Genomic DNA, 26,971 nt, shown 5'->3' with positions numbered 1-26,971 from the left:
GGCCTAGGCGGCTGCGCCGAAGCGCTTCGCGTAGCGTGCTGCGATGGCATCCACCGGCATCATCATGAACACGTCGATCGTGTTGAACTGCCGGTCGATGAAGGCGCCGCTACCGACCATTGCGCCGACACGCAGGTAGCCCTTGATGAGCGGCGGCAGCGCGCGCCAGGCTGCCTTGGGATCGTATCCGCCGATGGAAAGCCTTGCCATGTCGGTGAAGTGCCTGGCGTGCGCGCTCACGCGGCGATCCTGCGGCGCGAGGTGATTGTGGTGGAGATAGGCGAGCGCGGCGGCGTGAACATCGGGATCGGTGCCGGGGAAGCTTGCGCACCCGAACATGTGGCCGATGCTCCGCTGCGCCAGATAATCGCCGATGCCGCGCCACAGCAGCTGGATCGTCGCCGTGTCGCGATATTCCGGCGCCACGCAGGAGCGCCCGAGTTCCAGAAGCTCGCCGCCGTGCCGTGCGGCGTGCGCCTCGAGCGGGGCGAGGTCGTATTCGGAGGCGCTGTAGAAGCCGCCGTGATGATGCGCGACACTTTGGCGGAGCAGCCGGTACGTGCCGACGACACGCGCGCCGTCCGCCCCCGTCTCTTCAACCAGCAGGTGATCGCAGAACCGGTCGTAGGGATCGATGTCGAGACCGCTCGCGCCGCTGCCCGGTGCAGCCCCCATGTCGCGGAAAAAGACCTGATAGCGCAGCGCCTGCGCGGCGCGAACGTCGGCCTCGCTGTCTGCAAGGCGGATGCTGAGACGTGTGTCGCGGGCCGTGTTTTCAATGAGACGCATGGCGTATCCCCCGGATGTGTGACCATGGCGGATTTCGCACGCGCGTGTTTCGGCCAAGCGTCGCTCTGGTGACGGAAATGCGTCAGCGAAGGTGCGTGCGCAGGGCTGCGAAAGCGCGGCCGTGCAGGGGGTCGCTGGCGATATTGGAAGGAAGCGGTGTCGAAGCGAGTCGGATGATCGCAAGGTCGTTTTCCGGCTCGATATGCAATCGCTGGCCATACACGCCCATCGCTATCAATGCGGCCGGCGGCGCGTGGTTCACCCACCAGAAGCCGCGATAACTATGGTCGGGGCGCATGTTTGCCGCGCCCACTGCGAACAGCCCGCGGTCGCCGCCCGCGATCAGCGCGTCCGCCACCGGGCCGCCGGCCATCAGGAAACGCGCCAGCCGCGCCAGATCGCGGGCGGTGGCGTTCAGCCCCGATCCGGCGATCTCGTGGCCGCCCGTATCGAGCAGGAAATGCGCTGCGTCGCCGCATCTCGCCGGCCGCCAGACATGTTCGGAAACGAGGCTCGCCAGCGAGCGTCCTGTGGCACGGCGCAGCACCCATGCGGCGGCATCGGCGACCGGCGTGCGGTAGCGGAACGCGGTTCCCGGCGCGGCCTCGCGGCGGTCGAGTGTTGCGAGTGCGGGCAAAGTCCCGCCCGGCGCCACTTCCGGCGTCCAATAGCTCGCCGAATAGCGATGCACGTCGGAATTGAGATTGGCGTAGTCCTCGTCGAAGGCGATGCCGTCCGTCATGTCGAGAAGCTGCCGCAGCGTCGTTCCCGCGAACGCGCTTGTTCCAAGTTCCGGCACCGCCGCCGCGGTTGGCAGGTCCGCCGTAATTGCACCGTCCGCGATCAGCTGTTCCGCGACCAGGCCGACAACCGACTTGGTCACGGAGAACAGGTGATGCGGCGTCCCCGCGGTCATGCCGTTGCGATAGGTTTCGTAGATCACCGCGCCCCGGTGCAGCACGATCATCGCGTCCGTGTAGGTGGAGGCGACATAGGTTTCCCAGTCGATCGTCTCGCCGTCTTCGCCTGCGAAGCGCAGCCCGGAAAGATCGGCGGGGCTTTCGGGAAGCGGCGCAGGTGTATCCGCGCCCGCGAGCGGCACGGACGGCACCAGCATCCGCGTGTGCTGGAATGCCCAGCGATTGAACGGCCACGTCCGCCAGTTCGCGCCCGTCACGCGACGATCCTCGGGCACGGTCTCGCCGATGCCGAGCCCGGCCTCGCGCCAGTCGATCGGCGGCGGCAGCATCAGGCGCGCTGGATCAGCACTCGACAACGTTGACAGCGAGCCCGCCGAGGCTGGTTTCCTTGTACTGCGAGCGCATGTCCTCGCCCGTCTGCCGCATCGTCTCGATCACCGCGTCGAGGCTCACCACATGCTGCCCGTCGCCGTGGAGCGCGAGGTACGCGGCATTGATCGCCTTGATTGCGCCCATCGTGTTGCGCTCGATGCAGGGAATCTGCACGAGGCCCCCAATGGGATCGCAGGTGAGGCCGAGGTTGTGCTCCATGCCGATCTCGGCGGCGTTCTCGATCTGTCGGTTGCTGCCGCCGAGCGCCGCGACGAGCCCGCCCGCCGCCATCGAGCAGGCGACGCCCACCTCGCCCTGGCAACCCATCTCGGCGGCCGAGATTGACGCGCGCTTCTTGTAGAGGATGCCGATCGCCGAAGCGGTCGCGAGCAGCAGCCGGCTTCCGGCGGGCGTCGGCGCGCTCGTGAACACCTCGTAGTATTTAAGCACGGCCGGGAGCACGCCCGCGGCGCCGTTCGTGGGCGCCGTCACCACGCGGCTTCCGGCGGCGTTCTCCTCGTTCACCGCGAGCGCCCACAGGCTCACCCACTCAAACACGGCCGACGGGTCGATGCGCGGTCCGCGCGCCGTCAGCGACCGCTGGATATCGCTTGCTCGTCGTTTCACCTTCAGCCCGCCGGGGAGTACGCCTACCGACTGACAGCCGCGCTCGATGCAACCGAGCATCGCTGCGCGCACGCTATCGAGGAAGCTCTCCGTCTCCTCGCGACTCCGCCACGCGAGTTCATTCTCAAGCAGCATGTCGCCGATCGAAAGGCCCGTCGCCTCGCCGAGCCGCAGCAGATCGGCGGCGGATTCGAACGGATGCGGCAGGCGGATGTTGACGCGCTGCGCGGTTTCGCCCTCGCGCAGGATCGCGCCCCCGCCGATCGAGAAATAGGTCGCCATCCACGTCTCACCGCCCTCGTAATGCGCCTCGAAGCGCACGGCGTTCGGGTGGCCGGGCAGGAACTCGCCCATGCGGAAGCGCAGGTGATCGGCCTCGCGGAATGTCACCTTGCGCCCGCCGGCGAGCGGCAATTTGTCTTCGCCGCGGATTTGCGCGAGCATTGCCGGGGCAGCATCGGGATCAAGGCTCTCCGGCGTGTTTCCGGCAAGGCCCAGGATGATCGCCGTGTCCGTGGCGTGCCCCCGTCCGGTAAGCGCGAGCGAACCGTAAACGTCGCAGGCGACCGCACGCACCTTGCCGCGCTTCACCGCGGCCTCCGCGAAGGCGAGCGCGGCGCGCATCGGCCCCACCGTGTGCGAACTCGATGGCCCGATGCCGATCGTGAAGACCTCGGTCACGCTGATCGGCCGCTCGGCCATTGCCTTGCGCGCGGCGCTCATCGTCGCCGTGCTTGTCACTGCCTGCTCCAAAGTCATGCGCGTTCCGGTCCCTCGTCCAACTTCGAGGGTCTTTTAAGCGCAAAGCCCGCGCCTCGCCACCTGCGCCGTTCAGGCCGTCGCGATCGTAGTGCCCTTTGCCAGCCCCGCTGATGTTGTCGTGCCGACTTCTTGGTCTTGCCCCTTGTCTCCTGCGATATGCATTTATATAATCAGTTATATATCTACTTATGGATTGAATGAATCATGGTCGAAGATGTCGTGCGCGCGCTCGGTCACTTGTCTCTTGGCACCAGGCTGCGAAGGATCGGGGAACAGCTGCAATCGGAAACGCAGCGCGTTCTCGATGCGGGAGGACTATCCGTTCAGGCAAGCCAGTGCCCGGTGCTTGTGGCCGTTGAGCGGCTCGGCCCGGTCACCGTCGGCGATCTCGCGCTTGCGCTCGGCATTACGCAGCCAGGGGCCACGCGCGCGGTGGGGCTTCTTGTCGAGGCGGGCTCTCTTGAAGTCCTGAAATCCGAAGGCGATGCGCGTGTCCGCCTCGTCGCGCTCTCGCGAGCCGGAAAGGCGCTCGTGGCACGTCTGCGGGCCGAAATGTGGCCGCAGATCGATCGCGCGGTCGCCCATCTGTGTGCACCGCTCGCGGGGCCGCTGCTCGATCAGCTCGATGCGCTGGAGGCAGCACTTCACGCTATCCCCCTGCCCGAGCGCATCGCCGCGCTGAAAGAGGAACCGTCGCTGTGATGGCGCCTGTTCTCGACCGGCCGATCTGGCACGCACTCAGCACACTACATGCCGATGTTGCGGAGGGCAGTGCCCTCGCGCGCCGCTACCGCACGTCCATCGGCCCAATGGCAGCAAGCATCGACAACAGCCCGGCCGCGCTCGCCGCGCTTGGTGCGCTTGCGGCTCCGGGGGAAACTATGGTCCTGCTGATGGCCGATCCCATCGTGCCGCCGCCGGGCTTTGGAACCGTATCGACCGCGGATGCCGTCCAGATGCTCGCAGTGCAGCCGCCCCACCCGCTTCCCGATCCGGAGATCGTGCCCCTCGACTGGGACGATGCAGAGGCGATGCTCGCCCTCGCGGAACTGACGAAACCCGGCCCCTTCTCGCTCGAAGCGTTGGCGCTCGGCCGGTTCTGGGGCGTGCGCCATAACGGCGCGCTCATCGCCATGGCGGGGGAACGGATGCGCCAGCCCGGCTACACGGAGCTGAGCGGCGTCTGCACGCATCCCGATCATCGCGGCGAGGGCCTCGGCAAGCGGCTCTCGCTCCATGCCATGCAGGCGATCTTCGAAAGCGGCGCGCAGCCCTTCCTCCACGCCTTCGCATCAAACACGCCCGCGATCACGCTTTACGAGTCAATCGGCTTCACCCTGCGCCGCCCCATGAACGTCGCCTTCCTCCGCCGCCCGGACTGAGCGTTCGCCGGGAGACGAGGAAAACGACGTCCACGTTATCGCCCGCATTCAACGCGGCCGGTCCCGCCAAGCGGCCGTCAAACGGCTGACGCGCCAGACATCCACTCGCGGCGCAGGATGGCGTATTGCATGGTGTTTTCGTAGATCGGATTGCCCGCATCGTCGTTGGTGAACGATACGAACTCGATGAAAACGCCTTCCCGGCGCATGCCCAGCTTTTCGCACAGGCGCTGCGAGGGCGTGTTGTGGTCCTCGACATAGGCATAAAGTCGGCGAAAGCCCATTACGCGGAAAAGATGGTCGAACAGGGCTTTCGCGGCTTCAAACGCATATCCCCGACCACCGAACTGCGGATTGAGGTGCCAGCCGACTGAGGCGGTCCCGTCCTCCTCCTCGTCTCCGGCTCCGCCGAACAGATCACCGATGACCTGACCGGTCTCCTTCAGGCATATTGCCACGCTGCCCTCGTCAACCGCGCGCTTCCTGACCTCGGCCTCCGCCTGGGCGAGGTCCGAGAGTTTAAGCGAGAGGAAACAAGGGGCGGTTGGCGCGCGCAGATAAGCGAAAAGATCCGCTGCATCGCCCTCCCGGAAGGGCCTGAGGATCAGGCGCTCGGTTTCAATGATCTGCATGTCCGATACTCTGAAAAAGCCTGTCAAAGCCTGTCAATGACGCGCACGGGGGTGATTGAAAATTAAGATAGATTTTTGTCTTTTTGATTCCGCCCCCGCGTTTCAAGCTAGCCGCATGGCCAGTCTGAACGTAGCGCCGGCTTCCGACGGATCCAGGCGCAGGTCCGCATCGTTCGCCAACGCCAATGCGCGTGCAATGGACAGCCCCAAACCGCTGCCTCCCTGATCTCGTTTGCTCGTAAAAAACGGCGAGAAGACCCGGTCGCGGTCCCCTTCAGCTATTCCGGGGCCGTTGTCGACGAAGTCGACGCGAATTGTGTCCGCATCCTGCCCCGCGGCGATCCTCATCGAGGTCGCGCCCGCTTGCCGGCTGTTCTCGATGAGCGCGGTCGCGATCGCTTCGAACGCTGTCCCTTCAATGCGGGCGCTCGGCAAGTCGTGCGGACAGACAATCTCTATGCTGAATGCGGTACTCCGGAAGCTGTCGGCAACATGGCCAAGCGCGGCAGCAAGGTCCGTACACGAGGCGGAGTCCGGAACGCGCATGTCGGCCTTGGCGAGTTCCATCAGCCTGCCGACCAGAACGGAGAGGCGATCGGCATCTGCCGACATGTTGGCGAGGAACGTGTGCCGGTCCTTTGGGCTCATCGCGTCCCCGTGGTCCTCGATCAGTTCGATCGCGCCGCGGATGCCTGCCAGTGGCGTCTTGAACTCATGGCTGACGGAAGCGGCGAAGTCCCTGATGTAGCTCGATCGGCGTTCGAGGCTTTCGGCCATTGTTCTGAAATCCGCATACAACTGCCGAATTTCCACGACCGAAAGCTCCGGTTCCGGCGGAACCCTGCCGCGCCCTTCGGCGACATCTCGAGTGGCGCGGCTGAGCGCCTCGACTGGACGAACGATCGCTCGAGCGAGAACACCTGACAAAAGGACAAGCAGGAAGAAGATCACCGCTACCCCGACAAGAATTTTGCCCCGGTCCTCGTAGAGCCCTCGGAAGAGTGCGCGCGGCGAACGCGAAAGCAGCAGCACGCCTTCGACCTGACCGTTCACGACAATGGGGTGGGCATGGTGCAGCCGCAGCGCGGAGGCCCGGCTCAACCATTCAAACGAATACCGCGGCTGGTAACCGCCATTGCGGCGAAACACCGTTCGCTGTTCCCCGCGCAGGGCAGCCTCGACTTCAGGCACACCTGCATAGCGCCCACCCGTTTCATAACCGGCGATGATCCGTCCGTGCCGATCGATCAGCTGAATCGACGCAAGCGTCTTTCGCTCGGTCGCCTCCAGAATCGGCGCCAATATTTTCGCGGCCTTTACAGCTTCAGGACTTGCGGGCGTTTGCATGCGAACTGCGCGTGGTCGTTCCGGCAGGACCTCCGACGTGCGCAGATCGATCGCCGTGCGCATGGTCCGCAGCTCCGGCACGCCTTGCCGTGAGTTCACTGGCGTGCTCGCGCGAGGCCAAAGGCTTTCCGCCGTCGCGGCAAGTGCGACGGCCTGCGCGACGAGTTCCGCTTCGGTCTGCCTGACGAGCGTGTTCTCGTAAACGCGCAGAAACAGCGCGCCGAAGCCCGGTAGCGCCGCCACAAAAAGGAGGATGGCGAAGATGAGCGTGCGGAGCCTGAGTGCCGGCCAGTGCCGCTTCACAAAAGCCTTTGCGCGGCCGATCATACCGCCGGGCCGTCGCAGCTCCCGAGGCGATAACCGATGCCCGGACGCGTCTCGATGAGATCAAGGCAGCCGGCTGCTTCGAACTTCTGGCGAAGGTTGCGGACGTGACTGTCGATCGTGCGGTCGGTGATGGCAAATCCCGGCCCATGCAAATGGTCGATGATGGCGTCCCGGCTGAAGATGCGCCCCGGCGCCGATGCGAGCGTCCGCAATATGCTGAACTCGGTGACGGTCAGCGCCACGTCTCGATCCTGCCATCGTGCCTGCCAGCCATCGAGGTCGAGCGACAGTCTGCCATGGCGCATGCGGCTCTGTTCAGGCAAGTCCGCCTTCGGTCTGGTCCGCCGCAGGATCGTGAGAACTCGCGCGACAACCTCTCGAGGGCTGAAAGGCTTCACGACATAGTCGTCGGCGCCAAGCTCGATACCCACGACCCGGTCGATCTCCTCGTCACGGGACGAGAGAAAGAGGATCGGCGTGTCGCCCAGGCGCCGCAGGCGGCGGCACACCTCAAGCCCGTCCATCTTCGGCATGTTGATATCGAGGATCACAAGGTCGGGCTTGCCCGTCGCGGCGGCCTCCAGTCCGGCTTGTCCGTCCGCAGCGTCCGCCGTCTGAAGCCCCGCTTTCTCAAGCGCGAACGCCAGCAGTTGGCGGATATGGGCATCGTCGTCGACGATCAAGATCTTGCGCGGCATGTCTGCATGATCATTGCGTAGCCGGCGCTGTCAACGGCGCTGGCGGTGCGGGAGAAGGCGCGGGGCGGATGAGCCGGCCTGCGCAATCCCAGTTATCGTACGGCAACGGGACGGGGTTGCCGAGCTGCCGCTTTGCATTCTGCAGCCGCAGGGCGTTGCGGACCGTCCAGGAACCGTTCTGCTGCTCCCGGGCCACGTCCCCCAGCACGTCGTGGCGCACGCGTTGCACGCGGGCTGCAAAACGCGGCGCAAGGCGCTGCTGTTCGAGGTACACGAGCGAAAGCAGCGCGGAGCCACCGAGGCTGTTCAGATAGCAGAGGTCAAGCGCGGCACCTTTCCCGCCGACCTCCCGCGCGTGGCGCACGTTCCAGGCGGCGGCCATTGCCCCTGTGTCGACGAAGCAGAAGGCGGCGAGGACAAAGGCCGCAACTGCGCAGTTGGTATTGATCAGCCAGGACGTGCTTTTGCTGCGCAGCATTCGCCAGCAGATGAGCGCGAGGCCGATCGCCACGAGCGCCATCCAGGCAAGCGCGGCAATGCGCATGCGGGTCAGCGAATAGGCTTCCACATAATCGAGGGTGCGCAGCATGGTGGACGCGACCAGAAAGATGTTCTGTCCGATCCAAAGCACAAGCAGTGTGCGAATGTGCGGGTGCGAGGCAGTCCGCGATCCGGGGCGCAGCGTCACGATGACAAAGCCGCCGGCGAGCAGCGCCGTGCCGATCAGCGGATAGGCGCCTCTATGGGCATACTCCGCAAGCGTCATCCCGTCCGGAAGTGGAACGCCGCCCCAGAGGTAGGCGATATCCAAAGCATTCTGCAGCAGGAACAGCATGTTGAAGAGCGCGAGCGAGAGCAGGATCGAGAGGACGTTGACGCCAGGCAGGTCCATGTCGCCCGTGCCGTCGAACGTTGAGAGCAGCCTGTTGGTACGGCGGGGCCGAAACGCACCCCAAACCACTGTGAACAGCATCGCCCAGAAGATCGCCCGAAAAACCTGTGACGCCGACAGCGCAGGAAGCGAAAGTCTGCTGAACATATCGCCGATCACGGGGTTTGCAGCCGAGAACAGGGTAAGGATGACAGCGCTACCGATGAGCGGCAGCACAAGTATGGGTAACAGGCCGCGCATACCATGTTGCCAGGACGGAAAGCTGTGCAGTCGGCGAAGCTTGAAGCTGTCGATGGCCGGTCCGATCATGTTGAGGCACCCGTGCACCACCAGGCGTTGCAGCCAGCGCCATGCATCATCAAAGGCGGCGGTTCCCGGAAGCAGGGCGGCCATGCTGAGTGTGGTCCAGAACAGCACCCACGCCAAAGGGCTTGGGTTGAGGACCAGCGCGGCGGCGAATATTCCGGCAGCGCCGAGGCAAATGAGCGCCCGCCTATCGTGGCGCATGGCCCGACCAGCCGCCAATGCAGCCACCAGCCACGCGCCTGCAAACACGCCGATCGTGCTTCCTCCGCGGTCCATTTGATAAAAAAGCGCATCGCCGAGTGCGACGAGGGCCAGGGCCGCGCCGAACTTGATCCAGAAGCTATGATAAACAGCGCGGATTCCAAACATTCGGCTCTCCCTGCTGACGGGAGGGCGTTGTGCAGCAACGATGTCGAGACAGGACGGGAGGACCGATGCTCATTCTGTCGAGCGGCTGTGCAGATTCAGTGCAGACGCGCCGAGCCCGCCGCCACCCGCGCTGTCACCAGGGCTTTCAACGCTACGCTGCTTGCGGCTCTCCCTTGCCGAAATCTCCACGCTCGAGAAACTGCAAGCAATGCGCGATGACGCGCCCTTCCCACGGCATCAGCATGTGAGGGACAGGCAGCACCGCGAAGTCTTTCATGCCCCAGACCCGGGTTGCGGCGACGCTCACCTTTCCGTCATTGGGTGTGGGCAGGATAAGCCTTGAGAAGAGAGGGGCGATCGCCCTGGTTCCGGCGACAATCCCCAGGTCATAGTCGACCACGCCGAGCACACGTTCGTGCTCTGGTGTGCGGCCCAAAGTCAAAAAGCGCCTGGAATGGCCAAGGACAATATGATCCAGCCGTAGCCTTGAAAGCAGATCGGCAAGTTCGCTGCCCTTGTTGGGCGGGGCCAGCATGACCACCCTGCCAAGTCTCTCCGGGCGATGCTTGGCGATATAGGCGCGGGCCACGAGGCCGCCGAGCGAATGCGTGATGAAATGGATCGGGCCGTCGGTATCCCGTTCAATCGCCGTGATTGGACCGTGGAGCCCTGCAAGGATGGTCTCCATCTTGCCGTGGCCATTGTAGCCGAGCGCGAAGGAACGGTAGCCTGCGCGGCGGCAGGCCTGTTCGAGTTTCCGCATGGAGTGGCGTGTACGCCCGTGGCCGTGCAGCAAGACCACACTTCCTCGCGTGTTTTCAGCGGACATCGGGAGCATTTCGCGAGCCTAATCGGGCGTCTTTGCCGCGATCAGACGCGATCGCCGAAACGGGTAGAGGAATTGGGCGCGGTAGCCGTTCGGGACGCGTTCCGGCACGCCGTAGCCCGTAGGCCATGCGCTCGGGGGCAGGTGGTGAGTACCGAACAGGCGGTCAAGGAATGGAAAGTGGATCGCGAAATTCTTGTCGATCGCTTCGGTCTCGATCGCGTGATGCCAGTGATGGAAACGAGGCGTGACGAGGAACTGGCCAAGCGCATTGAAATCACCGCGCAGGTTCGCGTGCACGAGCGAGGAATAGATATACACGAACGCGATGTAGGCCTGCATGACCGACGGGCTGAAACCGACCGTGAGCAGTGGCAGCGAGGTGACGCCGCGTAGCGCGATAATCTCGACGAAATGCATGCGCGCGCCGGCGAGCCAGTCCATGGATTTCGCCGAATGATGGATGGCGTGAAAACCCCAAAGGAAGGGCACGCGGTGGAACGTGCGGTGGAACCAGTATTGCGCAAGATCGGTCAGCAGCATCACTTCAAGGAACTGGAGCGGCCAAGGCTGGCTCGCCACGGCCGCCCTGAAGTCTGCGAGCCCGCCCGTTGCTGTCATCACCCACGATGACGGCGCAAGCGCAAGGAAGGTGATGATCTGAACGAGCATGGAGCTGACGAGATAATAAAACAGGTCCTCCCGCCATTCGGTCCGGAACAGGCGCTGATCGGCGCGGTGCGGAAACAGTCTTTCGATGGGTGCGAACATCAGGCCGGTTGCGACCATGTTGACCGCGAAGAAGTCCAGCCCGAAGAAAATGCCGCCATTGCCCGTGTCGCGCGCGTCGACGTTCGCCCCGCCGAGCAGCGACGCGCAAAGGGCAATGACGAGCGCCGTCGCCCCAAGGGCCTTGCGTGGGCGCAGGAGCAGGCTGAGCAGCGCAAGGGCATAGCCGCCGATGAGAAGCGCGTGGACAGCGCCCCGAAATCCAGGCCAATCGCGAACGACCGCCAGTTCCGGTGTCGCGAACCAATCCGGCCAGCGCAGCGCGGCAACGAGACAGAGTCCCGCGATCGCGAACACCAGCGCGAAGAAACCGGAAAACCAGCCGCTACCGAACCTGCGGACCGCCAGCGGCGATTGCAGATCGTGCTCCAGCCTGTCGAACCAGCTTTTCATGCGTGCCTCCCCCACTCCCGCCTCACTTAAGGTATCGGTTTTCCAGTCTCGGCGGCAGCCGCCGCGAGTGATTCGCGTACGCGCGCCAGCGCTGTTTCCATGGGCTCGGTTTCGCCGAGCAGTGCGAAGCTGCCGTTGAGCGCGAAGGTGCAGTGACCGTGCACCGTGGCGACGAGCGAGCGCGCCAGCCGCGGCGCGCGGTGGCGCGCGGCTTCTGGCAGGACGGCGGCAACCTCCTGCACAACGATCTCGGTCAGCTCGGAACGCTGTTCGGCATACGCCTCGGGCATCGTTTCGTCGGGAGGAAGGCGGTGATCGTAGATCGCCATCCAGATGTTGGTGTTGGCCTCGGCGAATCCGAAATAGCCCTCGACGAGAACGCGAATGCGGTCGCCGGGTCTGTTCGCCAGTTCGGTCCGCATATATTCCGCCCACAGCTTGAACGTGCGCGTGTTGATGGCAAGGATCAGGCGGTCGTAGTTGCCGAATACGTTGTAGATCGTGCCGATCGAGTAGCCGATGCGCTTTGCCACCTCGCGCGCGGAGAACCGGGCGAAGCCGACTTCCCCCATGTGCTTGTGCCCCTCGACAACGATCATCCGTTCGAGTTCGGCACGTGTATGGTCGGAGCGGCGGGCCATGTCGGGGTCGATACGCAAAGAATTGATCGCTGTCTAATTCTTTTATTGAACACCGATCAATTTTGACGTAAAGGCGATTCTCGAAATGGTCTGAGGGGGAATTCGGACAATGGTCTTCACGCTTGTGCTGCTCGTGATGGCAGCGGTCGTCATCGACATGCGGCGCCGGATGACCCGGCTTGAAGCCCGCGTTGAGCAGCTTGAAGACATGCCGCAACGCGCGACGCCTTCCGCGGTCGATGTCGCCCCGGCCTTTGCGCCGCCTGTCGCAGAACAGTATGCGGCGGCGTCTGAGCCCGAACCCAAACCCGAGCCTGAGCCTGAGCCTGAGCCTGAGCAAGTAGCGGTGATGGAACCGGCGCCTGTGCCTGAACCTGCCGCCAAACCCATGGTTCTTCGCGTGGGCCGCCCGTTCGAGGCTGCGCCCGAGATCGCTGTCGATGCACAGGACGATGCTGAGCCCGCGCGCACCTTCAGCTTCGAGGATCTGTTCGGTCGGCGCCTACCGATCTGGGCGGGCGGCATCACGCTTGCCGTCGCCGGTGTGCTCATCGTCAAATACTCGATCGACGCCGGCCTGCTGTCGCCGTTGGTGCGCGTTCTGCTCGGACTGTTGTTCGGCGGCGGCCTCATCGGTGGGGCGGAGTTCGCGCTCCGGCGCGAGGACACGGTGCGCGATCCCCGCGTGCGTCAGGCGCTTTCGGGCGCAGGCCTCGCAACGCTTTACGCGAGTATCCTGATTGCCGCGAACCTCTACGCGCTGATCGGTCCCGTAACGGCCTTCGTCGGCCTTGCCGCTGTCACGGCGCTCGCCATGGCGCTGTCCGTGCGCTTCGGCGCGCCGAGTGCTGTGCTCGGTCTGGTTGGCGGTCTCGCGACGCCCGCGCTCGTCGGCACCGGCGACCCCCACGTGCCGCTGCTCAGCTGCTATCTTGCGCTCGCGGTGGGCGGGCTCTGCGCGCTGTCGCGTCGGCAGCGCTGGATGTGGCTTGGCGTGTCGGCGCTTGTCGGCGGAATGGGCTGGGGGGCGATCCTCATCCTGGGCGGTGTCCTCGATTTCGCGTCCTCGCTATCCATCGGCCTGCTCGTGCTGGCGATGGGTATCGGCTTGCCGTTGCTGGCCTTCGGTGCGGCGGGCGGCGCTGTCATACGGGTCCTCGCCGCCGTCGGTGCCGCCGCGCAAATGGCGGCGCTCGTCGCCATGGGCGGTTTCACGATGCTGCATTGGGGGCTCTTCGGCCTGCTTTCGGTTGCGCTCGTCTGGCTCGCGGTACGCGAGCCGTCCTTCGGCCGTCTGCCGGCGGTCGGCCTGCTCGTCGCGTTGTTGCTGGCCGGCGCATGGCCCAATCCCGAAGCGATTTCGTTCGCTCTCGTGCTGGGTGCCGCGGCGATCATCTACGGCGCGCCCGCGCTCTGGCGGTTGTGGCGGCAAAACGGCGGTCTGATCGAAGCTGCGCAGATCGCCATGCTGGGGCTCGGCGGCATGGCCGTGGTGATGCTGCAGTTCTACCGCGTCGACGAAGGCCTGGATGGTGGTTTCGCACTGCTGGCGCTCGTTGCAGCGGGCCTTCCTGCCGCCGGTCTTGTCACCGGCTGGAACAGTCCGGCGCGCCAGGGCGATGCGCGCTTCCCACTGCTCGCTACGGCCGCAGCCGTGCTGTTGATGCTCGCCGGCGGCCTTGCTTTCCCCGAATGGCTGCTCCCGGTGACGATCGCCGCGATCAGCGCCGGGCTGCTCATGTTGTCGATCGCGGCGCGCGATCCCCATGTCGAACGCAGTGGCTGGGCTTTCCTGCTCCTCGCCATCGTCATTCTCGCCCTTGGCGAACACAGCGGGCGCGAACTTGCGCGTCTGGTGGAACACACACAGCTGATCGGTATCAACGCCGTCGTGCGCTGGGCTTCGGTCGCGCTTGCAGCGGGCTTCTATGTGTGGCGCGGGGAACTCCGGGCTGGCCGGGTCGCGGCCGAGGCTGCGACCGCGCTTCTCGCCTACGGTACGCTCGCGCAGGTCGTCCCTGCGGACTGGCTGGCATTGACGGCAGCGGTCATCGTGGTCCTTGCTGTCGAGCTTGGCCTGCGCGTCCGCCGAACGTTTCCGGTCGCGGCTGCCGCTGCGACCGCGGTCGTGCTTCTCTGGGCGGCACTGCCGGCACTGGAATGGCTGATGCAGGCTATGCTTTCGCTCGCCGGCACGGCAGTGCGGGCCCGCGCGCTCCCGGACCTGGGCGAAGCGATCCGGCAGCTCCTGCTTCCGGCTGCGCTTCTCGGCTTCGCGCTCTGGCGTCTCGAAGGCCTCCCCGCCATCGTGCGGCGCGGTGCCGTGATCGGCATCGGCGTGATGGCCGGTATCGCGGCGCACATCCTCTTCAAACAGATTTTCGACCTTCGCACGGCGTCCGATGTCGAAGCCTTGGCGCTTGCGGAACGCTGCGTATGGCAGGCGCTGCTGATCGGGTCTGGCGCCGCGCTGTGGCGGTTTGGCCGCTGGCCGCGCGCGGCCAGCGCACTTGTGGCCGCCGGGCTCGGGCATGCGCTGCTCTACAACGCCGTGCTGCTCAATCCGCTGTGGGCCGAGCAGGCGGTTGGCGACTGGCCGCTTGTGAACCTCGTCGTGCCCACCTTCGGCCTGCCTGCCGCCGCGCTATGGCTGCTCACGCGGATGGAGCCCGAGATCATGGCGCGCCTGGCCCGACCGGTGGAAATCATGCGGATGCTGCTCGTCGCGATCTTCGCGTTCGCCACGCTGCGCCAGCTGTTCCACGGCACGCTGTTGACCGAGGGCGGGCTGACGCCGATGGAGGATATCCTCCGCTCCGTCCTCGCGATCGGGCTCGCAGGCGGTTTCCTGCTCTGGGGCATCCGCCGTCAGAATCGCGACTGGCGGATCGCTTCGCTGGTGTTGATGGTGGCTGCCGTGGGCAAGGTGTTCCTGTTCGACGCCTCGGGTCTCGATGGGCTGCTCCGCATCGCATCGTTCATCGCGCTCGGTTTCAGTCTGATCGGCATCGGCTGGCTTTACAGCCGGCAGCTGAATGCTGACCCACGTTAACGCGCTCTCATTGTTTGCCAAATACTTGGATTTCCTTGACCAAGGGAAGAATCATGTCCGCACCCAATCTGTCGTTACTTGGAAAGCGCCGCTTCGGGCCGTTGTTCGCGGTCCAGTTTCTGGGCGCATTCAACGACAATCTCCTGAAATTCGCCCTTCTGTTCCTCGCGAACTTCGGCATCTACGCGGCGGAGCCCGACAAGGCGGAACTGCTCGCGACGATCGCCACGGGCCTGTTCATTCTTCCCTACTTCCTGTTCTCGGCGATTGCCGGGCAGATTGCCGACGCCTGGGACAAGGCGAAGCTCGTCCGTATCGTGAAAGCGGCCGAAATCGTCATCATGGCGATGGCGCTCGCCGGCTTCTGGTGGCAACTGGTCCCCTTGCTTCTGCTCGCCCTGTTTCTCATGGGGCTGCATTCGGCGATCTTCGGCCCGGTCAAATATTCGATCCTGCCGCAGCATCTCAAAACCAACGAGATCGTCGGCGGCACTGGGCTTGTGGAGGCGGGCACGTTTCTCGCCATCCTCGGCGGACAGTTGCTCGCCGGGGTCATTCCGCCGTGGGAGGCGGGGATCGTCGCAACGGGCCTCGCCGTCCTCGGCTTCCTCGCGGGCCTCGCCGTGCCCTCCGCGCCGGCGACGGCGCCGGGCCTGAAGATCGAGCTCAACGTCTTCCGAAGCACATGGCACATCCTCGGCGCGGCGAAGCGCGGACGCGGCATCTGGCTGTCGATCCTTGGTATCAGCTGGTTCTTCGCGGTGGGCGCCGTGCTGCTCTCCATCTTCGCACCACTTGTCGCCGGCGTGCTGAATGCGACGCAGGAGGTCGCGACGCTGTTCCTGCTGATCTTCTCGATCAGCGTGGCGCTCGGCTCGCTGCTCGTGAACAAGCTGCTTCGCGGCGAGGTCTCGGCCCGCTACGTGCCGATATCGGTGCTCGCACTGTCGGCATTCATGGTCGACCTGTGGCTCTCTGCGCGCGGCTACGTGCCGGCTGGCACTGAGGCCGGCCTGTCCACCTTCATCGAAAGCGCGGGCAGCTGGCGGATCATGGCCGATCTCGTCGGCATCGCATTTGCGGGCGGCATGTTCGTCGTGCCCCTGTTCGCGATCCTCCAGACGCACGCCGCGCCTGAGGAACGCTCCCGCACGATCGCCGCGAACAATATCGTCAACGCCGCGATTACGGTGGCGGTGGTCGTGGTGGTGACGCTGATGCTCGCCGGGGGTGCCAGCATCCCGGGCGTTGTCGGCACGATGGGTTTCGCGACGCTCGCCGTCGCGCTCATTTCCTGCTGGCTTCTGCCCGAAACCGTGTTCAAGGCCCTCATTCGGGGCGTGCTGCAACTCCTCTACCGTGTGGAGGTGAGCGGCACTGAAAACATGCCCCAACCCGGCCAGCCCGCCGTCGTCGTGGTGAACCACGTCTCGTTCCTCGACGGGCTGCTGCTTGCCGCGTTCCTTCCCGGCAAGCCGACGTTCGCGGTGCACACGCGCATCGCGAAAGCATGGTGGGTAAAGCCGCTCCTGCCACTCTTCGATGCCTTCCCTGTCGACCCGACCAATCCGCTTTCGGCGAAGGCGATGGTGAAGGCCGTGCGCGAAGGCCGCACGCTGGTGATCTTCCCCGAAGGCCGCATCACCGTCACCGGCGCGCTGATGAAGATCTTCGACGGCCCCGGCATGGTCGCCGACCGCGCCGACGCGCCGATCGTCCCCGTCCGTATCGACGGTGCGCAGTTTACGCCGTTCTCGCGCCTGCGCGGCAAGATCCGCCTGCGTACATTCCCGAAAATCCGTCTCACCGTGCTGCCGCCGCGCCGCTTCAGCATCGAGGGCAAGATGAGCGCGCGCGAACGCCGCGCCATCGCGGGGCGCCGTCTCTATGACGAGATGAGCGACATGATTTTCGCGACCTCGACAACCGACACGACATTGTTCGAAGCGCTGCTTGAAGCGCGCCATATCCATGGCGGCAAGGCGCTGGTTCTCGAAGACGTGAAGCGCGAGCCGATGAGCTACAGTCGCCTCATCGTCGGCAGTCTTGCGCTCGGGCGTCCCTTAGCGCGCGCCGCGCGGCAGGGCGAGGCGGTCGGCGTCTTGCTGCCGAACGTCTCGGGCGTCGTCGCGACGATCTTCGCGCTTCAGGCCACGGGCCGCGTGCCCGCCATGCTCAACTACACGGTCGGCCTCGCGAACCTCAAAGCCGCATGCGCAGCCGCGGAAATCAGCACCGTGGTGACGGCGCGCGCCTTCGTCACGCAGGCCAAGCTCGGCGATCTGATCGCCGGGCTGGAGGCGGAAGGTATCCGCGTGCTCTGGCTCGAGGATATCGGTGCGGAGATCGGCCTCGCGGCGAAGCTGCGCGCCATGATCGCCGCACGATTTGCGGGGCATATCCATCGGCGCCACCGGATTTCCGCAGATGATCCGGCGGTGATCCTGTTCACCAGCGGCTCCGAGGGCTTGCCGAAGGGCGTCGTGCTCACGCACCGCAATCTGCTGTCGAACTGCCGCCAGCTTGCGGCGCGTATCGACTTCAATTCGGCAGACACGGTGCTGAACGCGCTACCGGTATTCCACAGCTTCGGCCTCACCGGCGGTACGTTGCTGCCGATCTTCCACGGCGTGCGCACGCTCCTCTACCCAAGCCCGCTCCACTACCGGATCGTGCCGGCGCTCGCCTATGATGCGAATGCAACGATCCTCTTCGGCACCGATACGTTCCTGTCCGGCTACGCGCGTATGGCGCATGGCTACGATTTCTATTCGCTGCGCTACATCTTCGCAGGCGCCGAGCGCGTTCGCGACGAGACCCGCAAGACCTACGCCGAGAAATTCGGTCTGCGCATCCTCGAAGGCTACGGCGCGACCGAGGCGGGCCCGGTGATCGCGGTCAACACGCCGATGCACTTCCGCGCCGGTTCGGTGGGCCGGCTGCTCCCCGGTATCGAAGCGAAGCTGGACGCCGTGCCCGGCATTGATGAAGGCGGCAGACTCTCCATCCACGGCCCCAACATCATGGCGGGCTACATGAAGTCTGATGCCCCCGGCGTGCTGCAACCGCCGGAGGGTGGCTGGCATGACACGGGCGACATCGTCATCATCGACGATCAGGGCTTCGTCACCATCAAGGGCCGCGCCAAGCGCTTTGCCAAGATCGGCGGCGAGATGGTCTCGCTGCCCGCCGTGGAAGGTTATGCGGCGGCTGTCTGGCCAGGTGCGATGCATGCCGTCGTCACGCGGCCCGATCCGCGCAAGGGCGAACAGCTCGTGCTGTTCACGACGCAGGCAGACGCTAAGGCCTCTGCGCTGCAGGAATGGGGCAAGGCGAACGGCGTCACCGAACTGTCGATCCCGCGCGACATTCGCGTGCTTGAAACCCTGCCCGTCCTCGGCACCGGCAAGCTCGACTATGTCAGCCTGGCTGCGATGGTTCAGTAGAAGGCACGCTTCCCGGGTGCGCTTCATCCGTGGGCGCATGGAGCCACCCGCGATAGTGAACAAGGCGGCCCAGAAGGGGATGGTCGATCGGCACATCGAAATGAAAGCGGCCGTTTTCCATCCACTCACTGGCCGTTGACCGCGGCGCAAGCCATTTAGGGAGCGGCAGCGGACCGAACCACCATCGCTGCATGACCATCATGAGACCTTCGTTAGTTCCCGGCAGTGCGAACGCGAAACGCAAAGGCCCGAATCGTTCCACGAGCCACGGGCCGTGCCGGCTGAGATGACTGCGAAAGCGCTGGCCACTGAAATCGCGTGTCCATGTCTCGCGGCCACCGTTTTCCTCAAAATGCACGTGGAGGCGGTGACGTCCGGGCTTCGGAAAACCCACGATGCGTGCGACGAGCCTCGCGATTGGGTTGGATGCGCCGGCAACCTCGGCCTCGCCGATGGCGCCGCCGTCCCGCAGAACATCGTGCATGGCCCGGACAGCGCCGGGAAGCGCTGCGAAATGCGCGCCCATCACCTGCGCGTACAGTGGCGGCGGCATGGGAAGCTCTTCGGTTTGATGATGGATCGCGAGTTCGCTGAACGGTACGGCGAAGTCGCCCAGCGTCAGCGTCTCGCCGGCATCCCGGGCCCCTGCTGGCTCCTTGCCGGCAAGGATGCGCGCCACAATCGGCGCCACGGCGAGTGTCGGGATTTCCGGGCCGTCGCCATGGTCGGCGATCAGCGTCCATCGCCGTTCCACCCTGCACCCATTTCTGTCGCCAAAGAGGCGCACGATCATCGCGGATCGATCGCTGCCCAACTTCCGGGTCAGGGACTGGAGTGGGCGGAGCCAGCGCGCAAAGGGCGTAAGTGTGCGAAGCACGCGCCACCGGACGAACCAGCTGGCAAGCCAGAGCGCACGGTTCTGAAATCCGAGTTCGGTTCCGGCACGGAAGCTGACGGCAGGATGGCCTCGCAGGCGTTCGGGTAGCAGTGCCAGATCGGGCACGTCGACGAGACCGACCATCCGGCCCCGGATCGGTAAGGTGCCAGCGCAATCGAAGGATTGCGAACGGGGCTCTTGCCACCCGAAGGCCTTCGTCCAGCGCCGGCCGCGCCAGAGCCGGATAGGTTGGCCGACCTGCCCGAGAATGGCGGCCGCGACCGACGGACCCGCCGTTGCCTTGTTGGAGGCGCTGATCGCTATCTCCACGGCGCGGACCCGCTCCACGCCCGATGCAAGGTGTCGGACCGCCGCGCCCGACAGAGCAGGCACGCTGGAGGCGCCCGACAGAACGACGACACCGGCCGCCCTGGCCGCCGCGTTCAGCGCGCCGATGCCGCACAGGAAATCGCGGGCGTCGGCGATATCGACATAATGAACACGCGCCGCGATGCAGGCGGCAGGAATGTCATGGGCCATCGCCTGAAAGGGGCCGGACGCGTCAACGACGATGTCGGGGCGATGGTCTTCGAGCGCGCGGGCAATCGCGCGCCGATCAACCGCCAGCGGGACGAGGCGTGGGGATTGTGCACAGAAAGCACGAGCCCTTGCGATGGATCGGCCCGCGACCAGAACCTCGTGGCCGGCAGCCGCCAGGCGATGCGCAATGCGGCCGCCGAAACCGCCATAGCCCCCAAGCAGCAGGATGCGGCTCATGAAATTATCGGGTTGCCGTTGAAGAGCGGCGAGACATCATGCCGCTTCCGCCAACGGCGCTTCGCTCGGCAGGTCATCGCTGAGACCGAGCGGCCCGAGCGGGTCCGCAATCAATCCGCTCACCATCGCAGCCTGTATCCAGGTGGCAGGCCACAGCTTTGAAAGAGGCCCCACAAACCGGTCGCGGACGAATGGCAGCAAGCGGCTGTCGGATTGATAGGCCGGCGTGAACAGCGCCGTCAGCCATTGATAAAGGCGCACATGCCGACGCCGCAGCGCGATGGCCTGCGCTATACCTTCGTCAACGCTTTCTGCCGCGGCCAGAGCTTTCGCGAGTGCCCACGCGTCAAGCAACGCCATGTTCGCGCCCTGGCCCAGCTGCGGGCTGGCGGAGTGCCAGGCGTCGCCGATATGGATCAGTCCCGGTTCCGCGGGCATTGCCAGCGTCCGGTGGGCATAGCGCGCGAAGATCAATTGCTCGGCATCGGTTATCTGGTCGAGAAGGGGCATGCACGCCGGCCAGAGCGCAGCGACCTGTGCTTTCCACGGCGCAAGCCCGGCATCGCGCCATTCCTGCAGCCTGTCCCCGCGCAGCGACCAGAAAAACGCTGCCTTGGCGGTCCCAGCGCCCGGAGGCGTGCCGAACGGCAGAACACCCACCATGATACTCGCACGCTCGTAGCGCTGTTCCAGCGTATGCGCATCGAGGTTCGCGCGCTCCGGCCAGTCGAGGCTGGCCCAGAGCGCGCCATAGGCAAGTTCCCTGCCCGTTGCGGGCGCAAGCGGCGTTCGCGTGCCGAGGGCATCCACGACAAGGTCGAACGCTGGGCTTGTCTCGCCGCCAGTGAATTGAAGCACGCGCCGATTGCCGATCTGGCGGCTGCCGGATAGTTCGCGCCCGGTATGGATGGGAATGCCTGAGCGCACGACTGCATCGTAAAGCACCGCGAACAGACTCGCGCGGTGGATGCCGATCCCGAATTTTCCCGGGCGGGGAAGGGCGGCGTAGTGAACATCGAGCACGACGCGGCTGCCGGCCTTGCCGAACAGCCTGTCGATACGCGAAACCATGCCCAGAACCGGCGGTAACAGGCCAAGTTCGGAAAGCACCGCCATTCCCGTCGGCTGCAACATCAACCCTGAACCGATCGGCCGCGGTGCTTCGAAGCGCTCGAACAGCGTGACCTGATGTCCCGCACGGTGGAGCATAAGTGCCGCGGACAAACCGCACGGCCCGCAGCCCGCTATCGCAATGTCCAGCCCCCGCATGAGCTCTGTCTAGCCGACGGACGCGGCCGTTCCAATCCTGACAACGATCTCTGCGCGCCCTGGATTTTTTGCACGAATCCTGATCGCGCCAACCGGCATTTTGCCCCCTTACGGACGCCGGTGTCCGCCAGTGTATATTGGACATTTATTGGACAAACCGTCCGGAGGCTGTCGCTAAGTCATTGAAAAATGGCGCACCCGAGAGGATTCGAACCTCTGGCCTCTGCCTTCGGAGGCACAAAAATGGCGGCACTTTCTGCACCGCAATAGAACGACGTGCAAAAATAATCTAATGATCTAAAACGAGAAAATACGTTCTCGATTTTGCAAATCGTTCGCATTTGTTGCACCGCGTTTGGTCACTTTGCACTTACATTTCACTTACGGATCGGCATAGAGTCCGAATGCAACCCCCGTGCCGCAGGTCCAGACGATGAACAACAAGATCGCTCAGCAGGCGCCACCAAAGGCGAAGCCCTATGAGCTGCGCGATGCCAAGCTGAATGGCCTTCTGCTGCGGGTACAGCCTTCGGGCGTCAAGACATGGTACCTTGAGTTCGAACGCGGCAAGCGCATCCGGCTCGGGCGGCTGAGTAGTATGGGTCACAGCGAAGCTGTTGAGGCCGCCAAGAATGCACTGGGCCCATATTGGGCGGGGACGGACCCGCGCATCGAGCGCCAGAAGCGTAAGCAGGTGTCGACCTTCGGCGACTTCATCGACGAGCATTATGCGGATTGGGCTGCTGCGCATCAGAAAACGGCTACCGCTACGATCAAGCGCCTGAAGGTCTCCTTCAGTAAGTTTCTGAACATGCCAATGGCGACGATTTCGCCGCTCGACATGGAGCGCTGGCGCGCCCAGCGAATGAAGGACGGCGTGAAGACCAATACGGTCAATCGCGACATCACCGCCATCAAGGCAGCCCTCAACCGCGCGGTCGAGTGGGAGCTCATCGCGGTCAACCCGATCGCCAAGGTGAAAAAGGCGCGAGAGGACAAGGAAGTCCGGGTCCGGTATCTCGATGAGGCAGAAGAGCATCGCTTGCGCTCGCAGCTCAAGAAGCGCGAGCAGGAGGCAAGAGAGGCACGGGAGCGGACCAACCAGTGGCGTCGGGATCGCAAGATGGAGCCGCTGCCAAGCCTCCATGCCTTTCCCTTCACCGATCACCTGATGCCGATGGTGCTTCTTTCGATCAACACCGGCATGCGCCGTGGCGAGCTGTTCGATCTTAAATGGTCCCATGTGAACTTCGACCGGCGGATCGTGACGGTGTCGGCGCAGACGGCAAAGTCGCGAAGGACGCGGCACATTCCGCTCAATGCCGAGGCCTTCGAGACTCTCAAGGCGTGGCGATCGCAATGCGATCTGGGCAACAGCCGCGTGTTCGAGAGCGAGGACGGCGCGCGCTTCGACAACGTCAACTCGTCGTGGAAGAAGCTGCTCGAAGATGCGAAGATCGCCGACTTCCGCTGGCACGATATGCGCCACCATTTCGCCTCACGCCTCGCGATGGGGGCCGTTGATCTCAACACCATCCGAGAGCTGCTGGGTCACAGCGATTATGGGATGACGTTGCGCTACGCCCACCTTGCGCCTGAGCATCGGCGCGAAGCGGTAGAGGTTCTCGACAAGCCGAGGCCGCACCTCAAGATTGTGGCGACGAAGTAGTTTGCTTCAGTGCGATCTCCGCTGCGATCTGAGCCCAAGGTCGCCAGGTTACGGACGCACTCATGAACAGTTTTCCAGCTCAAGCGCCAGGTTGCGGGCTAGCCGCGCCTAAGGGGAGCAATCTTGCGGCCTATGCCATCAGCGGGCTGGAAACTTGTAACGAATGAGGCCCCCGCTTGAGAAAATGAAGCGTACCACCTCAATGAGAAATCCCACAGGCCGGAGTGGCGAAGGCGAGAGGATGCTCAACTCCGTGCCTGTCGTTGAACCGCAAAGTGTCCGGTAAGCGATCCCTTTCGGACTATGTGGAAAGTGACTCCACAGTGCCTCATCAGCAAGGAACGGTCATAACTGACATTCATCGGCACTCGTGGGGCAACCTGCTATCGAGCAGATTATGCCACAAAGACTTTGGAGTGACATTTATGGGTGTCGAGGTCAGAGTAATGGAATATGGCCGTATGGTTCTTCCGGCGGCCATCCGGAAACGGCTCGGCCTTGAAAAGGGCGGGACCGTGATCGTGGAGGTAGGCGACGAGGAAGTAACCCTTCGATCCGTTGAGCAGGTGCTCGACAAGGTGAAGGCGACCTTTGCCAATTATGCCGATCTGCCGGGCACGTCCGTCGATGACTTTCTGGCGAACAGGCGTGCGGATAGCGGCGAATGAGCACGGTTGTGCTCGACGCGTCCGCGCTCCTCGCATTTCTCAAGGATGAGCCCGGCGGCAGCGCTGTCAGGCAGCTGCTGCCGACGTCCGTAATGTCTGCCATCAATCTGGCGGAGGTTGCGACGACGTTCATTCATGGCGGCATGCCCGCTGACGAGGTTGAGCTTGCATTACGCGAGCTGCCAATTCGCATTGTGCCGCTCGATGAAGATCAGGCTTACCAGGCGAGTGCGCTTCGGCCGCCTACTTCGGATAAGGGGTTGTCGCTCGGCGACAGGTGCTGCCTTGCACTGGCCCGCTGCCTTGGGCTTCCAGCATTGACATGCGATCGGGCATGGGGAGGGCTGCCGCCTGACATCGGGGTTGAAGTGAAGCTCGTCGGGTGAGCGTCAGCCTCCGGCGATACAATCGCGATGTCCGGAAGCTGTCGAGAGGGGGCCGCAAAGCTGGTTTTGCGGCGGCCTCCGCTTCCTTCGGCTCTAAACTTCAGGCCGAGGTCCGCGGCGCATTTAGTGTTACCCAAGCCATGATCATGTGGCCTAAGGCTGGAACACCGGTAGCGAGAGCTACAATCACCAACGCGGTAGCTTCATTCTGTAACCTTGTTGGGTCGAACCGAATGAAGTCGAGGTAAACGTAGCTGGCCCCTATGGCGATCGCAGAGCCGAGCGCGCGCTTCGTCCCAGTCCGCCGGTCGATTGCGGCAATTTTATCGTCGGCGCGCCTTGTCCATTCCTCGGCCTTGCGACCCCACTAGATCGCCGCGGCCATGCGCGCTGCTGCCCGCAAGCTGCCGGCGAACTGGGCGTTCAACGCTGCGGCCTCGCCATGCCGTCCCAACCCAGCCCAGCCCAGCCCAGCCCAGCCCAGTTTAGGTCACTCCGTCAGCTGTGGCTGGAAACGACCTTTCAGTGTATACTGGTTGGCTGGGTAGTGAAATATCACGTCAGTCACCAACCGGTCATTGGCCCAAGTTCTTCGTTCCAGTACTAGGCACGCGCTGCCGGGCTCTACACCCAGAAGCTTGGCCATTTCGGGGGTCGCTATCGTAGCGCTGATAGTGTGTTCTGCTTCCGTCCAAGGCACATGCGTCAACAGCCATGAGCTAGGGGGCTTGTCGTCGAAGCTTTCGCTCCCGGCTTCGGGTACCGCATCCAAGGCGATCGTTCGATTTTCCACCGCAATCACGCTCCCGTCGACGAGATGTCGGCACCTGAGCCTTATGGCGTACCCGCCGGCGGAGGCTTCGATCCGGGCAGCCTCCTGCGGTGTCAGGACCACCTTTTCCCGCAGCAGGAGTTCGTAGCGATACTCCTTGCCGCGCCTTTCGGCCTCGCTGCCGAAGTCCTGAATGGCCATGAAGGTCATGGCAAAGGGCGGCGCGGCCACGAAGGATCCTGCCTTGCGCCGCCGCACGATCAGACCTTCGGCGGAGAGCGCTGCCAATGCGCGGTTCACCGTCATGCGCGCACAATCGTAGTGCACCATGAGCTCGTGCTCGAAGGGTATGCGATGACCCGGTTTCCATTCCCCGGTCATGATCCGCTGTTCGATCTCCTGACGGATCAGGGTGTGCAGAGGCTTCTTCTTCACGATGGCCAGTTCTCGAGTTCCCGCATACTATGCTTGCAGGCCCATGTCGCACGCCGTGCCCGCCCCGGATAGCCCGATTTCCGCGACCACGCGTAGAGCGGGATCCAAAGCCATCCAGCGATCGACGGTGTGAGCGGAGGCGGGTCAGCGGCCCAGCAGCTTTTCCATCGTCTTGCGGTATCGTGCCTCTGCGCTGCCGCGCGCGACGTGCCGCCTTGCCACCACCACATGCCGACCGCGCCGCCAGACGTGATGCACCGCATCGCGCGAACCCGAGAAGATCCAGCTGTCGAGCAACTGGTCTGTCCGGCGGCCCAGCAGCGATGCCGAGCCCATGTCGAGCGCCACGATATCGGCCGGCGCGCCGACCTCCAGCGCCGGATGAGGCTGACCGAGCGCCCTCGCACTCCCGGCCAGCGCTGCGGCGAAGAGCCTCGTGCCGGTCGATGGTTGGTCCGGTGTTGCCAGCAGGTTGCGGCGGCGATGGGTCAGCCGCTGGGCATATTCGATCATCTCGAGTTCGCGCGCGGCATCGATTGCGATGTTCGAATCGGTTCCGATACCGAAGCGACCCCCAGCTTCAAGATAGGCCGGCATTGGGAAAATGCCGTCACCGAGATTAGCTTCGGTGAGCGGGCACAGGCCGGCGACGGCACCGCTCGCGGCGAGCCGCGCGATTTCACGGGGATCGAGATGCGTCGCATGGATCAGGCACCACCGCTCGTCGACCGGCAGGTTGTCGATCAGCCATGCCACCGGCCGGGCACCTAGCGCGGCGATGCAATCCTCGACCTCCCGGATCTGCTCGGCAGCGTGGATGTGGATTGGGCCAGCCGGGGCGAGCGTCAGAATGTCGCCCAGTTCGACATGATCGACCGCGCGCAGGCTGTGCGGCGCGACACCGATGTTCGCGTCGGGCAGCGCGGCGATCGCGTGCCGGCTGGCCTCGAACAATCTCGCGAACCGCGCGGGGTCATTCAGGAAGCGGATGTGGCCCCTTTCGGGCGGGCGGCGCCCGAACCCGGCATGGCGGTACGCTACCGGCAGAAGCGTGAGGCCGATGCCCGTCTGTTCGGCCGCGGCCGCGATCCTTTCGGCGAGTTCGGCAAGGTTCGCATAGGGCGTGCCATCGGGCTGGTGATGGAGATAGTGGAACTCGCCCACCCGGGTGAAGCCGCTCTCCAGCATCTCGATATAGGCTAGCGCCGCGATGGCCTCGACATCGTTGGGGTCAAGCCGGTCGAGAAACCGGTACATGATCTCCCGCCAGCTCCAGAAATCGTCATCCGGATTGCCGCGAAATTCGGCAAGGCCTGCCATCCCGCGCTGGAATGCATGACTGTGCACGTTGGCAAGGCCGGGGATGGCGGCACCCAGGTTTGCCGAGCCCGCGGGCGGCGCGCCGATGTCGATCGCAGCGATCGTTCCGTCAGGCGCGAGCCGGATCGCGACATGATCCGCCCAGCCACCCGGCAAGAGCGCCGTCTCGAACCAAAGCCGCATCTCATGTCTCCCTCAATCATTTTTATGTCTAGACATTATTGGTGA

General features: G+C 64.4%; 21 protein-coding genes. 7 read left to right on the top strand and 14 right to left on the bottom strand.

All coding sequences use genetic code 11. From position 1 onward, the window contains the following. Positions 1 to 3: 3 nt before the first annotated feature. The 3 genes from DFR51_RS18095 to DFR51_RS18085 all read right to left on the bottom strand — a co-directional run bounded on the left by DFR51_RS18095 (position 4) and on the right by DFR51_RS18085 (position 3,431). The gene (locus tag DFR51_RS18095) at positions 4 to 789 is read right to left on the bottom strand and encodes a GNAT family N-acetyltransferase (protein ID WP_121053696.1); all 786 of its coding nucleotides are present in this window, start codon (positions 787 to 789) and stop codon (positions 4 to 6) included. Between the two features lie 82 nt (positions 790 to 871). Further along, positions 872 to 2,038 carry a serine hydrolase domain-containing protein gene (locus DFR51_RS18090; protein ID WP_121053694.1) on the bottom strand — a complete coding sequence of 389 codons (1,167 nt, stop codon included), beginning with the start codon at positions 2,036 to 2,038 and terminating at the stop codon, positions 872 to 874. A gap of 13 nt (positions 2,039 to 2,051) precedes the next feature. Beyond that, on the bottom strand, positions 2,052 to 3,431 hold the full coding sequence (locus DFR51_RS18085; RefSeq protein ID WP_121053692.1) for an L-serine ammonia-lyase: 1,380 nt from the start codon (positions 3,429 to 3,431) through the stop codon (positions 2,052 to 2,054). A gap of 243 nt (positions 3,432 to 3,674) precedes the next feature. Between DFR51_RS18085 and DFR51_RS18080 the strand changes: the two genes are divergently transcribed. Together DFR51_RS18080 and DFR51_RS18075 are read left to right on the top strand one after the other, a co-directional pair. Further along, positions 3,675 to 4,172 carry a MarR family winged helix-turn-helix transcriptional regulator gene (locus DFR51_RS18080; protein WP_121053689.1) on the top strand — a complete coding sequence of 166 codons (498 nt, stop codon included), beginning with the start codon at positions 3,675 to 3,677 and terminating at the stop codon, positions 4,170 to 4,172. Beyond that, positions 4,172 to 4,852 carry a GNAT family N-acetyltransferase gene (locus DFR51_RS18075; RefSeq protein ID WP_121053688.1) on the top strand — a complete coding sequence of 227 codons (681 nt, stop codon included), beginning with the start codon at positions 4,172 to 4,174 and terminating at the stop codon, positions 4,850 to 4,852. The genes DFR51_RS18080 and DFR51_RS18075 overlap by 1 nt, the downstream gene beginning before the upstream one ends. A 77-nt stretch (positions 4,853 to 4,929) precedes the next feature. On the opposite strand, the gene DFR51_RS18070 is transcribed toward DFR51_RS18075, so the two are convergent. The 7 genes from DFR51_RS18070 to DFR51_RS18040 form a co-directional block, all read right to left on the bottom strand. Next, positions 4,930 to 5,484: a GNAT family N-acetyltransferase gene (locus tag DFR51_RS18070; RefSeq protein ID WP_121053686.1), complete on the bottom strand. Its 555-nt coding sequence runs from the start codon at positions 5,482 to 5,484 to the stop codon at positions 4,930 to 4,932. A 102-nt stretch (positions 5,485 to 5,586) separates the two neighbouring features. Further along, on the bottom strand, positions 5,587 to 6,894 hold the full coding sequence (locus tag DFR51_RS18065) for a sensor histidine kinase (RefSeq protein ID WP_243446585.1): 1,308 nt from the start codon (positions 6,892 to 6,894) through the stop codon (positions 5,587 to 5,589). 260 nt (positions 6,895 to 7,154) lie between these two features. After that, positions 7,155 to 7,856 (bottom strand): response regulator transcription factor, encoded by a 702-nt coding sequence (locus DFR51_RS18060; RefSeq protein ID WP_121053683.1) that lies wholly within the window; start codon positions 7,854 to 7,856, stop codon positions 7,155 to 7,157. A gap of 10 nt (positions 7,857 to 7,866) precedes the next feature. Continuing rightward, the gene (locus DFR51_RS18055; protein WP_121053681.1) at positions 7,867 to 9,423 is read right to left on the bottom strand and encodes a DUF4153 domain-containing protein; all 1,557 of its coding nucleotides are present in this window, start codon (positions 9,421 to 9,423) and stop codon (positions 7,867 to 7,869) included. Between the two features lie 151 nt (positions 9,424 to 9,574). Continuing rightward, positions 9,575 to 10,252, bottom strand: a complete 678-nt coding sequence (locus DFR51_RS18050) for an esterase/lipase family protein (RefSeq protein ID WP_160119070.1) — start codon at positions 10,250 to 10,252, stop codon at positions 9,575 to 9,577. A gap of 18 nt (positions 10,253 to 10,270) precedes the next feature. Further along, positions 10,271 to 11,431: a sterol desaturase family protein gene (locus tag DFR51_RS18045; protein ID WP_121053677.1), complete on the bottom strand. Its 1,161-nt coding sequence runs from the start codon at positions 11,429 to 11,431 to the stop codon at positions 10,271 to 10,273. Positions 11,432 to 11,457: 26 nt separating this feature from the next. Then, positions 11,458 to 12,072 carry a TetR/AcrR family transcriptional regulator gene (locus DFR51_RS18040; protein WP_121053675.1) on the bottom strand — a complete coding sequence of 205 codons (615 nt, stop codon included), beginning with the start codon at positions 12,070 to 12,072 and terminating at the stop codon, positions 11,458 to 11,460. 109 nt (positions 12,073 to 12,181) lie between these two features. On the opposite strand from DFR51_RS18040, the gene DFR51_RS18035 reads away from it, so the two are divergent. Beyond that, positions 12,182 to 15,124 (top strand): DUF2339 domain-containing protein, encoded by a 2,943-nt coding sequence (locus tag DFR51_RS18035; RefSeq protein WP_121053673.1) that lies wholly within the window; start codon positions 12,182 to 12,184, stop codon positions 15,122 to 15,124. 53 nt (positions 15,125 to 15,177) lie between these two features. Continuing rightward, entirely contained in the window at positions 15,178 to 18,570 is a 3,393-nt protein-coding gene (locus tag DFR51_RS18030) for an acyl-[ACP]--phospholipid O-acyltransferase (RefSeq protein ID WP_121053671.1), read from the top strand. On the opposite strand, the gene DFR51_RS18025 is transcribed toward DFR51_RS18030, so the two are convergent. Further along, positions 18,545 to 20,224 carry a saccharopine dehydrogenase family protein gene (locus DFR51_RS18025; protein WP_121053669.1) on the bottom strand — a complete coding sequence of 560 codons (1,680 nt, stop codon included), beginning with the start codon at positions 20,222 to 20,224 and terminating at the stop codon, positions 18,545 to 18,547. The two genes, DFR51_RS18030 and DFR51_RS18025, sit on opposite strands and share 26 nt — an antisense overlap. 36 nt (positions 20,225 to 20,260) lie before the next feature. Beyond that, positions 20,261 to 21,493 carry an FAD-dependent oxidoreductase gene (locus tag DFR51_RS18020; RefSeq protein ID WP_121053667.1) on the bottom strand — a complete coding sequence of 411 codons (1,233 nt, stop codon included), beginning with the start codon at positions 21,491 to 21,493 and terminating at the stop codon, positions 20,261 to 20,263. Between the two features lie 433 nt (positions 21,494 to 21,926). On the opposite strand from DFR51_RS18020, the gene DFR51_RS18015 reads away from it, so the two are divergent. The 3 genes from DFR51_RS18015 (at position 21,927) to DFR51_RS18005 (ending at position 24,216) form a co-directional block, all read left to right on the top strand. Next, the gene (locus DFR51_RS18015; protein ID WP_147423406.1) at positions 21,927 to 23,162 is read left to right on the top strand and encodes a phage integrase; all 1,236 of its coding nucleotides are present in this window, start codon (positions 21,927 to 21,929) and stop codon (positions 23,160 to 23,162) included. A gap of 446 nt (positions 23,163 to 23,608) precedes the next feature. Further along, positions 23,609 to 23,830, top strand: a complete 222-nt coding sequence (locus DFR51_RS18010; protein WP_243446584.1) for an AbrB/MazE/SpoVT family DNA-binding domain-containing protein — start codon at positions 23,609 to 23,611, stop codon at positions 23,828 to 23,830. Further along, positions 23,827 to 24,216: a PIN domain-containing protein gene (locus DFR51_RS18005; protein ID WP_121053661.1), complete on the top strand. Its 390-nt coding sequence runs from the start codon at positions 23,827 to 23,829 to the stop codon at positions 24,214 to 24,216. The genes DFR51_RS18010 and DFR51_RS18005 overlap by 4 nt, the downstream gene beginning before the upstream one ends. 490 nt (positions 24,217 to 24,706) lie before the next feature. Here the strand turns inward: DFR51_RS18005 and DFR51_RS18000 are convergent, their stop codons facing one another. Then, complete coding sequence (locus tag DFR51_RS18000; protein ID WP_121053659.1) at positions 24,707 to 25,423, bottom strand: UTRA domain-containing protein; 717 nt, start codon at positions 25,421 to 25,423, stop codon at positions 24,707 to 24,709. 144 nt (positions 25,424 to 25,567) lie between these two features. Continuing rightward, positions 25,568 to 26,926 (bottom strand): formimidoylglutamate deiminase, encoded by a 1,359-nt coding sequence (locus tag DFR51_RS17995; RefSeq protein WP_121053658.1) that lies wholly within the window; start codon positions 26,924 to 26,926, stop codon positions 25,568 to 25,570. Positions 26,927 to 26,971: the final 45 nt, after the last annotated feature.

It is taken from the genome of Sphingosinicella microcystinivorans, from assembly GCF_003634215.1.
Classification (GTDB): Bacteria; Pseudomonadota; Alphaproteobacteria; order Sphingomonadales; family Sphingomonadaceae; genus Sphingosinicella; species Sphingosinicella microcystinivorans.
Note: the sequence above shows the minus strand (reverse complement) of the source record. Positions and strands in the feature narration are given on the sequence as shown.